Here is an 11,846-nt window from a genome sequence, read left to right on the forward strand (position 1 = left end):
GGAATTGCCACAAGATACGATAAGCTAAAACGTAACTATCAAAGCGCTGTTGCTTTAGCTTGTATATTTATATGGTTGCCTCTTTAGCTCAATTTATCGGCTGTAAATGTCAACACACCCTAGTCAATTTTATTTAATTTTTGTTTTTAAAAGTTTTTCTTAAAGTGTGATGCATTAAACTTAAACATAAAAAAACCAGCTCGAAAGCTGGTTTTTTTTAAAGCTGCCTTAATTATTTAATTTTGGCATGATCTTTTAGATAACGTGTATAGTCATCAAATTCTTGTTGACCACGAAGCTGTTGATAAAGTTTTGTTAACTCATCTAACTGCTCACCCGTTAATGCCGCATCAGATTGTTTGTTCACTGCAGTCACAGCAACCACAACCAATTCATTTGGTAGATTAGTCGTAGTAACAGACCAATGACCTGCTTTCGGCGCTTTTACACTAAATGCAGCACGTTGAATTTCGCGTTTTAACAAACCATCCGCACGAGTGAAGGTACCCGCATTTTCAAAGTTTAAACTGCCTTTCGCAACTGAAGCAGCAGGTTTTGCAGCAAACTCTTTTAATGTCGCTTGAATTTGGGCTTTTGCAGCATCAGACGCTTTCTTTTCAATCAGCTGAGTTTTCACATGCGCTTTCGCTTCAGCTAAAGTTTGAACACCCGCAGCATGATAGTTACGCACTTTCACCCAAACCACATCACCGTTTTTCAACTGAATGCTCGATGAAACATTACGTTCACCATTTTTAACATCATCGTTAAACAATTTAACTTTGACGTTTGCATCACTTAAAACTGGATGTTGCGATGCTAATGTTAAGCCATTCAATGATTGTACTTTTACGCCTTTCACTTCTTGACCCACGACATCAAGGGCATCACTGCTCACGACCATGTCATTGAGGCTGTTTACAGTGTCAGAAAAAACATTGGCTTTTTTCGAAGCAGCGACTTCTGCTTGTAGACGTGCCTTTTCCTGTTCAAATGAAGCCACTTTTACAGCTGGCGCCACTTTTTCGATCAAGTGATAACCACTGTCTGTTTTCACTGGAGCAGTCACTTGACCAGCTAGAGCACCTTCAACTGCAGCATCAAACGCATCACCAAACACACCTTTTTCATAAGCAACCAGTTCACCACCTTTTGCTTTAGATTCCGGATCTTCAGAGAATTGCGCTGCAGCTTGGTCAAAGCTTAAACCCGCTTTAATTTTAGCTTGAACACTTTCAGCCAGTTTTTTAGCTTCGGCATCTGAACGACTGTCTGCAGTGATCATGATGTGCTTAACGAGTGGTTTAACTGACTTCTGTGCATTCTCAACAAAGCTGTTATACGCTTCTTTCAATTCAGCATCAGTTGCAGCTTCTACAGGTGCAGTAATATTGGCAGGTGTTAATACGACAAAATCTGCATCAATACTGGTTGCTTGCTTAAATTTGTTTTTATGCTGCTCATAATAAGCGGCAATTTCGGCATCAGATACTTTTACATTTTTCTTGTAATTTTCAAGATTAATGCTCGCCAACTGAATACTACGTTGTTCCGTTTGTAAGTTCGCAATTTGCAAGATATCAAGCTTACTCACCAATGCATATTCCATAAATGTTGTAGACAACATTTTTAAAGCATGGTCTTTACGTAAGTTATCAATGAATGTGCGGTTCGTCATACCAATCGATTCGAGGTATCTCCCAAACGCTTCATCTGAAAATTGACCATTGACTTGGAAGCTTGGCTGCTGATGAATCATTTGCACAATTTGTGCATCACTCAAGCTAATGCCTAATTTATCAGCTTGTTGCAATAACAATTGGCGTGAAACCAAAGTATCCATCGCTTTATTGCTAATGAAATTTTGATTCAATAATGTTTCATCACCCTGAGCATATGCCAGATATTGTTCTTTTAATGAGTTCGTCAGTGCTTCGAGTTCTTTTTGCGAAATTTCAGTACCGTTTACAGTCTTTGCCGCATCTTTAGATCCACCACTAAAATATCCTTCAATACCTACAAGTGCTAAAGGGGTCAAAAACAAAACGAGCAAGACCTTGCCCAGCCAACCCTTAATGACTTTACGAAACGATTCCATAAGTATTCCAATATTTTATTTGCGGTGAATTTTAACCGAAAACCCGAGATGAATGAATGCGATATATCAATTAATCACATTTACCAATAAAAAACGCGCCAAATAATGGCGCGTCTCATGTGCTTAATAAGCTTAAGCTACAGAATCTTTCAAGCCTTTACCAGCTTTGAAGCTAGGAACTTTGCTTGCTTTGATTTCTAAAGTCGCACCAGTTTGTGGGTTACGACCAGTACGTGCAGCGCGTTCTTTAACGCTGAAAGTACCAAAACCAACTAAAGTAACTGTATCACCAGCTTTCAATGCATTGGTAACTGCAGCAATTGTAGCATCTAAAGCTTTACCGGCATCGGCCTTAGATAATCCCCCATTTTCGGCAATTGCATCAATTAATTCTGATTTATTCATGAAAATTAAGTCCTCTTAATATCGTTTATTTAAGGTTCAAAAATTTGTATAAAACGCCATAACGCCTTTATAGCAATGCTTTAGGGTTAAACGCAATACTCCTCAACCTCTTTTTATAGAATTTTTTGACGAAAAAAACCTTGAAAATTCGATAATAGTAAAAAAGTTAGTGTTTTTTTAGTATTTCGGCCCTCAGTTGGGCATTTTCTTCGGCCAATTGGTCAACTTTAGTATGTAATTGAAGTATAAGCCTTTCTAAGTGCTGTAAATCCTTTACAGTCACCAATCCTAAACGGTTTAAAGAATGATTAACACCATTATCTAAAATTTTTTCTACTTTATCTTTCGTATCGGTTACAGATTCTTTGGCTTTTTCTGAAACTTTTTCGACAGTTTGATCTGCAATATCAATCGTTTTGGACTCAAGCTCCTCTCCAACTTTGACTAAAGAGTCAAAAAGCTTATTTCCTTCACCCTCAGCACGTGAAAAAGCACCTAATCCAGCCAACCAAATCTGTTTGGTATATTTGCGAAAATCCATTTTAGAGCGACGATCAGAATGACTACGTACGCGAGTTTTAGCCGGCTTTTCTGATGTTTCTTGTGCATCGTCAATTATGCTTTCTGTATTTTCCATAATCCGCACTTCTCCTGATTATTTTATGTGCACAGCAACATGTGATTCTTCATTTTAACAACATAATAGCAAACATATGACTTGATAGATTGATTAAACTGTTCTACAAAGCTGGTGAATTACCAACTTTTTGGTATATTCTAAGTTCCTCTAGAGCAGGATGCTCAGTTTCCAGTGCTTTCAGATTTTAACAAGGACATTTTTTTTATGAGTGATACGCAACAAACACAAGCTCAACCACATTTGTTGCTTACTATGACCCTGATTGTTTTAGAAACGATTTTTACTTTCATTTTAAAACATGACCGTGTTGTAGCATTACAAGCTAAAAAATTTGTTGATCAAAAAGTCGCACTGAAAATAAATAGCTACATCCCTTATTTTGATTTTTATGTTCAGTTTACTGAGCACGGTATTCTGTTCGACACGAAATCTCCAGATAAAGCCATCGACCTTGATGTCCGCACGACACTAATAGATTTGGTAAAAATTTTTGTATTTGGTAATCGTAAAAGCATCAAAACCATGCGTATCGATGGTGATGTGGTTCTAAAAGATGAATTTCGTGATCTGGTTTCATTATTTAGTGTGCCCAAAATTTTATCTGACTGGAAACACTGGCTGTCTGAACCTGTCGAAGAAAACGATATCGTTGCGTCAAAAAAACGTATTGCCCCACTTTTAGAAAAAATCGAACAGCAACGCTCTAAAATCAACACACTGCAAGTTGAAGTTAAACAATATAAAAACCGTATTAAGCGTATCGAACGTCGTCAAAAGCGGATTAATATCGCTTTTAGTCTAATATCTGTTCTTTTAATAACGTTATTAGTGTATAATGTGTGGTTCAAATAAATACATAATTTTTCAGACAAAATAAAACAAATAAACAATCTCAAAAAAACTTGACTATTTTAGTCAGGATTCATAAAATCTGCACATCTAGACTTAACATGTGTATCGAATCATGCGCTTAACAACTCGCGGTCGCTACGCAGTGACTGCTCTACTTGATCTAGCTTTGCAGCCAACTGAACAAACGATCACTCTTGCAGAAATTGCAGCTCGTCAAACCATTTCAGTGGCCTATCTTGAGCAGTTATTTGCAAAATTAAAGCGTCACGGCTTAGTTTCCAGCATCCGTGGAGCAAACGGTGGTTATCACCTTGCTCGTAGTGCTGAAGACATCACTGTTTTGGAAATTATTGAAGCTGTAAATGAAACAGTTGATGCAACCCGTTGTGACCACAAAGGCAACTGCCAAAATGGTGCAATGTGCTTGACTCATGATTTATGGCAGGAACTCTCCCACCACATTGCCGATTATCTTGCAAAAATCACCCTTGCTGACCTTGTAGCACGCGATAACGTTCAAACCGTATCTATTCGTCAAAATTCAGCAAACTTTGATTCAGCCCTTTTATCGGTTACAGGTATTTGACATGAAGCGTCCTATTTATCTTGACTATGCAGCAACTACACCTGTAGACCCTCAAGTCGCAGAACGTATGATGGAATGTCTAACGTTTGACGGTACTTTTGGTAATGCAGCTTCTCGTTCTCATGCTTACGGCTGGCAGGCAGAAGAAAAAGTAGAATATGCACGTGAACAAGTTGCTAATCTAGTAAAAGCTGATCCACGCGAAATCGTTTGGACTTCTGGTGCAACTGAATCTGACAACCTTGCGCTTAAAGGTATTGCTCAGTTCTATGCATCTAAAGGCAAGCACATTATTACAAGTAAAATTGAACATAAAGCAATTCTTGATACTTGCCGCGAGCTTGAAGAAGAAGGCTTCGAAATTACTTATCTTGAGCCAGAAGCAAAAACAGGTTTAATTACACCTGAAATGGTTCAAGCTGCCCTTCGTCCAGATACGATTCTTGTATCTTTGATGATGGTGAACAATGAAATCGGTACAACTACAGATGTAGCTGCAATCGGTGAATTGACTCGTGCAAACAAAACTTATTTCCACGTAGATGCTGCGCAAGCTGCAGGTAAAGTAGAAATTGATCTTTCAACAATGAAAGTTGATTTGATGAGCTTCTCTGGCCACAAAATCTATGGTCCTAAAGGTATTGGTGCTCTTTATGTACGTCGTCAACCACGTGTACGTATTAAAGCGCAAATGCACGGTGGCGGTCATGAACGTGGTATGCGTTCAGGTACGCTAGCGACTCACCAAATCGTGGGTATGGGCGAAGCGTTCGAACTTGCAGGCAAAAACTTACATGCCGAACAAACTCGTATTCGTGTACTTCGTGACAAACTTTGGAATGGCTTGCAAGGTCTTGAACAAGTCTTCCTGAACGGTCACCCAGAATACAACGTTGCAAACTATCTAAACGTCAGCTTTAACTTCGTTGAAGGTGAATCGTTAATGATGGCACTTAAAGATTGCGCAGTATCTTCTGGTTCTGCATGTACATCAGCAACTTTAGAACCATCCTATGTACTTCGTGCATTGGGTCTTTCAGATGAATTGGCTCATAGCTCGATTCGTTTCAGCTTTGGTAAATACACCACTGAAGCCGATATTGACCATGTACTTGAAATTACCAAAGCAGCAGTTGAAAAACTACGTGATCTTTCACCGCTTTGGGATATGTACAAAGAAGGTATCGACCTTAATTCTGTAGAATGGGCTGAACACTAATTCATCCCGGTGAGATAGCTTTTATTTTAAGGCTATCTCATTGATTAACGTAATTTCACCCCCATATTAATCTTAAGGCTGACCCCGAGGTTTGGAGAAGCGTCATGGCTTATAGCGAAAAAGTAATTGATCATTACGAAAACCCTCGTAATGTTGGTGTTTTAGACAAAAATGCAGAAAACGTTGGTACAGGTATGGTCGGTGCACCAGCTTGTGGCGATGTTATGCGTCTACAGATCCAAGTTGATGACAACGGCGTAATTGAAGAAGCTCGCTTCAAAACTTACGGTTGTGGTTCAGCAATTGCATCTAGCTCATTAGTAACAGAGTGGCTAAAAGGCAAAACTCTTGATGAAGCTCAAGCAATTAAGAACATTGATATTGCAACTGAACTTGCACTTCCACCAGTAAAAGTACACTGCTCTGTACTTGCTGAAGATGCAATCAAAGCTGCTGTAGAAGACTACCGTAGCAAGAAAGTAAAAGCTTAATTGTTTACGTGTTTTAAAAAAGATTAACGGAGTTTTCATGATTCATTTAACTGAAAATGCTGCAACTCATATCAGCAATTACATCAAGAATCGCGGTAAGGGTGAAGGCATTCGCGTTGGCGTGAAAACTTCTGGCTGTTCTGGTTTAGCTTATGTACTTGAGTTTGTCGATGATATTGACACGCATGACCAAGTATTCGATCAGTTTGGCGTAAAAGTATTCGTTGATCCAAAAAGCTTAGTTTATCTCGAAGGTATGGAGATGGACTATGTGAAAAATGGATTAAACGAAGGTTTTGAATTTAATAACCCAAATAAAAAAGGCGAATGTGGCTGCGGCGAATCGTTTACGGTTTAAGCCTTTTCCACACTCCTTTTTCGCATTAAAACAGTGTAAAATTCACTGTTTTAATTGCATTTAAAGCAACACTTTTTGCACCTCTATTGCGGACACCATCTCCCATGAATCATTTTGAGTTGTTTAACTTACCTGTAGCACTCGATATTGATTTAGCAGTTTTAAAATCTGAATTTTTAAAGTTGCAGCAACAATATCATCCAGATAAAGCCGAAGACAAAGATCTAGCCCTGATTAAATCCAGTGAGATTAATCAAGCATTTAAAGCTTTATCCAATGTTGATAGCCGCGCTGCATATCTATTAAGTCTCAAAAAACAAGATTATCACCTTGATCAATCAATTAGTGATTTTGAGTTCCTACAAGATGCCTTAGAAATTCGTGAACAGTTAGATGAGGCAGGCACTGCTGATGACCTCACTTCACTTAAAACTGAAGTTCAGCAATGGATAGACGGTTTGGTTCGTGAATTCAAGATTGATTATGACGACGAAGACTGGGCAGAAGCACGTGATACCGTACGTAAATTACGCTTTTTCCAAAAAGTAATGGCTGACATCGATAAAGCTGAAGATCGCTTCTTAGACGACGATAGCTTTGATTTAGACGATGATTTTTAATTTATTTTTTATATTTGACGTTCAAAGGATGTAACACACATGGCTCTCTTGCAAATTGCAGAACCTGGTCAATCAAGTGCGCCGCATGAACACCGCATCGCAATTGGTATCGATCTTGGGACTACACACTCTTTAGTAGCCACGGTACTTTCTGGTAAAGCGAAAGTGCTTAACGATGAACATGGTCGTGTGTTACTCCCTTCTATTGCACACTATGGCGAATCCACTGCGCAATATGGTGACGACGCAAAGGCATTCTTAACGACTGATCCTAAAAATACTATCGTTTCTGTAAAACGCTTTATGGGTCGCTCTAAGGCAGATATTAAATTCCAACACCCGTACAACTTAGTCGGTGAAGGGAATGAAATGCCTGCTTTTGAAACTGCACAAGGTCGTAAAACACCCGTTGAAATTTCTGCTGAAATTTTAAAACAACTCAAAGACCGTGCAGAAATCAGCTTAAACAATCCAGTAAATGGTGCTGTCATTACTGTGCCTGCCTATTTTGATGAAGCACAGCGTCAAGCAACGCGTGATGCAGCACAGCTTGCAGGCTTAAATGTACTGCGTCTTTTAAATGAACCGACTGCTGCTGCAGTGGCTTATGGCTTAGACCAAGACACCAATCTGGCACACGATCAGAACTATGTGATCTATGATCTGGGTGGCGGTACTTTTGACGTTTCAATTTTACGTTTCTCTCAAGGTGTTTTTGAAGTTCTAGCAACGGGTGGCCACACAGCGCTTGGTGGTGATGATTTAGACCGTCTGATTGTAAAATGGGCGAAAAAACAACTGAATATTGAAACTTTAGATGATGCTGAATATGCACATTTCATCGTTTCTGCTCGAAAAGTAAAAGAGGCCCTAACTGAGGCTGAATCTGTAGAGCTTAAAGTTCTTGATCAATCATTGACTTTAGACCGCCCTACTTTTGAATCCATCATCAAAGTTGCTTTGGATAAAACTATCAGCGTTTGTAAACGTGTCATGCGTGATGCCAAGCTTGAACTCAGCGATATTCAAAATGTGGTATTGGTCGGTGGTTCTACCCGCTCGTATGCTGTACAAAAAGCTGTTCAAGATGTCTTCAATCAAGAACCACTCTGCACTATTAACCCTGATGAAGTTGTGGCCATTGGCGCGTCGATTACAGCGAACCAGCTTATTGGTAACTCTAAAGATGGTTCATTACTTTTAGACGTCACACCGCTTTCTTTAGGTTTAGAAACCATGGGCGGTTTGGTTGAGCGCCTTATTTCGCGTAATACAGCTATTCCAGTGGCTCGTCGCCAAGAATTCACAACCTATCAAGATGGTCAAACAGCGATGTTGATTCATGTTGTACAAGGTGAGCGTGATTTGGTTGAACATTGCCGTAGTCTAGGTCGTTTTGTACTTCGTGGTATTCCACCGATGACTGCAGGTCAAGCACGTATTGAAGTGACTTTCCAAGTTGACGCAGATGGTTTATTGACGGTGTCAGCCAAAGAAACCACTTCTGGTGTGCATGCTCAAATTGACATCAAACCTTCTTATGGTTTATCTGATGCCGACACTGAACGCTTACTGATTGATGGTTATAAGTTTGCTGAAGAAGACAAAAACTTACGCCATCTTCAAGAAACCAAAGTGGAAGCAAAACGTGAACTTGAAGCACTTGATCAAGCACTTAAAGTAGATGCTCAACTTCTCAGCCAAGAGCAACATAGTTCCCTCACTGCTGCACGCACAGTTTTAGATGCTGCACTTGAAACGACAGATATCAAAGCTATTGAACATGCTGTAGAACAGCTTAAAATACATAGCGATGCATTTGCTGCAGCTCGTATGAATCAGCACATTGATGCCGCATTGAAAGGCACAAAACTCGATGATTGGTCAAACTCAAATTAATTTATAGGTCAAGATTATGCCACGTATTAAAGTACTGCCTCACGCAACAATCTGCCCAAACGGCGCTGAGTTTGAAGTCGAAGCAAATGCTAACCTTTGCGAAAGCATGTTAAAAAACGGCATCAAAATTGAACATGCATGTGATATGTCTAAAGCATGCACCACTTGCCATGTGGTTGTACGTAAAGGTTTTGATGGTCTAGATGAAATGGATGATGTCGAAGCAGATCTTCTCGATCGTGCTTGGGGATTAGAACCAGACTCTCGTCTGTCATGCCAAGTAAAAATTGAAGATGAAGATTTGGAAATTGAAATTCCTAAATACACCATCAACCATGCTTCAGAAAATCATTAATTTATAGATAATTTTCTATAATCAAAAAGCCAGTTCATCGTAACTGGCTTTTTTATGGATAAATTTATTTAATATTTCAAAAATAAGAAGTTTTTATAAAAGCATGAACTGAGTTATTGTTAAAATTTTACGTGATACGATTAGATCTAATTTTTACAATGTATATGTGAAATTAAGAGTGAGATTCAGTTTTTTTGACTTCTTCGATCACTTCGTCTTCTAAATTCAGTTTAACAATACCAGCAGAGTTGGTCATTTTTTGCTGTGTTTGTAGGCGCTGAATCATGCGTTCTAAGACATGTATTAGTTCTGGATATTCAAAGTTTTGTACTTCATCTAAGTTCAACAATAGATTAAAGCCTTTATATTCGTAGTCAAACCAACGTTGATAATCTGTTTTCTGTGAGGTGTATTTTTCCATCACTTGCCAAGTACGTACTGGGCCTTTGATGCCTTTTAAGAAGATCGGCGCTTTGGGTGCACATAAATAGTCATTTTTCACTAAATGATGCGTATCGTCTGAAATCAAAATTTCATCGACTTCGGCAGCACTCTGTAATCTTGCAGCCAAGTTGGCATCACGACCCACGATGGTATAAGCCATACGGTGAGCCGCACCATAGTTCCCAACGTGGCAATACCCTGTAGAAATACCCATACGAATGTGTAGCGGCGGATAACCCATTTTAATCCAGCGTTCACGCAGCAACTTCATTTGCTGACGCATGACCATTGCCATCTCTAAACAGGTTTTTGCGTCTTGCTCTACGCCTTGGCTATGTGGATCACCAAAGAAGATTAGAATTGCATCACCCATAAATTTATCGACAGTCGCTTCATACTGTTTGGCAATCTCAGTCATATGACTCAAATAGTCATTGAGTAGAAATGCTAAATCGTCTGGGATTAATGTTTCAGAAAGTTCTGTGAACCCTTGAATATCTGAAAAGAAAATCGTGAGTTTTTTACGTTTATATTCGATTTTAGCTTCAGACTCACCTTTCATAATCGATTGCCAAAGTTGCATAGGCGCATAACGACTCAATTGATTGGCGAATTCCATATAACGATTCATCTGATCATAATAGTGGTTCTTTTTATTGCTCAAAGACTGAACTTGGGTGTGTTGATAAAATGTCCCCACACTGAAATAGGTAATGAGGCATAAAAAGCCAAGAACGGTTAATTCACTGCTGGTTGACTCAAAATATTCTTGAAAACCAAAGACATAAATATTACATAAATAAAATACAGTGACGCCTACAATCCCTGCCAAGGACATCATTAAGAAATTGATTTTGTTATAAATGGTTGTATATAGCAGCGCAAAGACCGCAAGAAAAGTTAAAACAAGGCTTAAATGTACTGCAGACATTAGTACAGCAATTACTATGATATCGATCAGAAAAAGCACATTACGCTTAACTTGATTGCTATATCGATAAATTAACCAATGAGAAAACTTAGGAACGACTAAAATCAGAAAAAATAAAAATGCAGGAATATAGATTTGATATTGCGTATCTGGCTGAGTGTAATGATAGACAATAATCACCAAAGACAGCATGATATATCCCATCAAACGATGAAAATATTCAAACTGTTTAGGCTCTTTGCTGATTAAATTGTCTAACGGCACTCGATCGCCCCCATACGGACACTCATTCTTCTACTATCCTGATATTGTCCGTAAATCGGGATTAGTCCATACGCCAATCGAAAGGCATATCACCTTGACCACGTAGTGCAAGCATTAGTGTTTGGCGCATGTGTGCCAAGACATCATTGTTATAAGGAACTGCTGGCGTACCCCAAACTGGTTTCGGCCAAGCCACATCATTTTGATAACGAACAACATGATGAAAATGTAATTGTGGAACCATATTACCCAATGCAGCTACATTCATTTTGTCTGCACGGAATACACGTGACAATTGGCTTGATAACCAGCTTGATTCACGTAAAAACTGCTCTTGGTCTGCCTGACTTAATTCATAAAGCTCTGTAATTCCCGGAACACGTGGAATCAAAATAAGCCACGGGAATTGCATATCATTCATCAAACGACATGTTGACAGAGGAAAGTCGCCTACATAAAACGTATCTTGAGCAAGTTGTGGATGTAAACTAAACATATCTTTATAAATGATGCAAAATTAGAATGATGGCTAATACTATCACATCCTTATGGGTGTGAATATTCTGTACAGAACGTTTCATTACAAATAAACTGCATTTGAATAAAACGTTGCGTGCTTATGACTCTAATAAATTTTTCAAAAAAATCAAGCGTTTCTTCTATATAAAAAACACTCATGAAAAT

Annotated in this window: 13 protein-coding genes and 1 pseudogene; 9 read left to right on the top strand and 5 right to left on the bottom strand. The window is 38.8% G+C overall.

Annotated features, from left to right (window positions below):
* Nucleotides 1–87 (top strand): annotated as a pseudogene (locus FTV04_RS13880) (IS5/IS1182 family transposase); the annotation flags it as partial.
* A 145-nt stretch (nucleotides 88–232) separates the two neighbouring features.
* Here FTV04_RS13880 and FTV04_RS13885 read toward each other — a convergent pair.
* From FTV04_RS13885 to FTV04_RS13895, 3 genes are all read right to left on the bottom strand, one after another.
* Entirely contained in the window at nucleotides 233–2,098 is a 1,866-nt protein-coding gene (locus tag FTV04_RS13885) for a SurA N-terminal domain-containing protein (RefSeq protein WP_180090032.1), read from the bottom strand.
* A 132-nt stretch (nucleotides 2,099–2,230) separates the two neighbouring features.
* A complete protein-coding gene (locus FTV04_RS13890; protein ID WP_078188662.1) occupies nucleotides 2,231–2,503 on the bottom strand; it encodes an HU family DNA-binding protein in 273 nt (90 codons plus the stop codon).
* Nucleotides 2,504–2,669: 166 nt separating this feature from the next.
* Complete coding sequence (locus FTV04_RS13895; protein WP_180007822.1) at nucleotides 2,670–3,140, bottom strand: phasin family protein; 471 nt, start codon at nucleotides 3,138–3,140, stop codon at nucleotides 2,670–2,672.
* Nucleotides 3,141–3,347: 207 nt separating this feature from the next.
* Here FTV04_RS13895 and FTV04_RS13900 point away from each other — a divergent pair, with 207 nt between their 5' ends.
* The 8 genes from FTV04_RS13900 (at nucleotide 3,348) to fdx (ending at nucleotide 9,523) form a co-directional block, all read left to right on the top strand.
* A complete protein-coding gene (locus tag FTV04_RS13900) occupies nucleotides 3,348–3,995 on the top strand; it encodes a hypothetical protein (protein ID WP_180004651.1) in 648 nt (215 codons plus the stop codon).
* Between the two features lie 112 nt (nucleotides 3,996–4,107).
* Complete coding sequence (locus tag FTV04_RS13905) at nucleotides 4,108–4,581, top strand: Rrf2 family transcriptional regulator (RefSeq protein ID WP_078188665.1); 474 nt, start codon at nucleotides 4,108–4,110, stop codon at nucleotides 4,579–4,581.
* A gap of 1 nt (nucleotide 4,582) precedes the next feature.
* A complete protein-coding gene (locus tag FTV04_RS13910; protein ID WP_078188666.1) occupies nucleotides 4,583–5,800 on the top strand; it encodes an IscS subfamily cysteine desulfurase in 1,218 nt (405 codons plus the stop codon).
* Nucleotides 5,801–5,904: 104 nt separating this feature from the next.
* Complete coding sequence (gene iscU / locus FTV04_RS13915) at nucleotides 5,905–6,291, top strand: Fe-S cluster assembly scaffold IscU (RefSeq protein ID WP_078188667.1); 387 nt, start codon at nucleotides 5,905–5,907, stop codon at nucleotides 6,289–6,291.
* Between the two features lie 37 nt (nucleotides 6,292–6,328).
* The gene (gene iscA, locus FTV04_RS13920) at nucleotides 6,329–6,649 is read left to right on the top strand and encodes an iron-sulfur cluster assembly protein IscA (RefSeq protein WP_078188668.1); all 321 of its coding nucleotides are present in this window, start codon (nucleotides 6,329–6,331) and stop codon (nucleotides 6,647–6,649) included.
* 104 nt (nucleotides 6,650–6,753) lie between these two features.
* Nucleotides 6,754–7,269 (top strand): Fe-S protein assembly co-chaperone HscB, encoded by a 516-nt coding sequence (gene hscB / locus FTV04_RS13925; RefSeq protein ID WP_180090034.1) that lies wholly within the window; start codon nucleotides 6,754–6,756, stop codon nucleotides 7,267–7,269.
* Between the two features lie 39 nt (nucleotides 7,270–7,308).
* Nucleotides 7,309–9,168 (top strand): Fe-S protein assembly chaperone HscA, encoded by a 1,860-nt coding sequence (hscA, locus tag FTV04_RS13930; protein ID WP_180090036.1) that lies wholly within the window; start codon nucleotides 7,309–7,311, stop codon nucleotides 9,166–9,168.
* A 16-nt stretch (nucleotides 9,169–9,184) separates the two neighbouring features.
* On the top strand, nucleotides 9,185–9,523 hold the full coding sequence (fdx, locus tag FTV04_RS13935; protein ID WP_078188671.1) for an ISC system 2Fe-2S type ferredoxin: 339 nt from the start codon (nucleotides 9,185–9,187) through the stop codon (nucleotides 9,521–9,523).
* 172 nt (nucleotides 9,524–9,695) lie between these two features.
* Here the strand turns inward: fdx and FTV04_RS13940 are convergent, their stop codons facing one another.
* Together FTV04_RS13940 and FTV04_RS13945 are read right to left on the bottom strand one after the other, a co-directional pair.
* Entirely contained in the window at nucleotides 9,696–11,162 is a 1,467-nt protein-coding gene (locus FTV04_RS13940; protein WP_180090038.1) for an adenylate/guanylate cyclase domain-containing protein, read from the bottom strand.
* A 61-nt stretch (nucleotides 11,163–11,223) separates the two neighbouring features.
* On the bottom strand, nucleotides 11,224–11,658 hold the full coding sequence (locus FTV04_RS13945) for an HIT domain-containing protein (RefSeq protein WP_067762788.1): 435 nt from the start codon (nucleotides 11,656–11,658) through the stop codon (nucleotides 11,224–11,226).
* Between the last annotated feature and the right edge of the window lie 188 nt (nucleotides 11,659–11,846).

Source organism: Acinetobacter sp. YH12219, assembly GCF_013417875.1.
Taxonomy (GTDB): domain Bacteria; phylum Pseudomonadota; class Gammaproteobacteria; order Pseudomonadales; family Moraxellaceae; genus Acinetobacter; species Acinetobacter amyesii.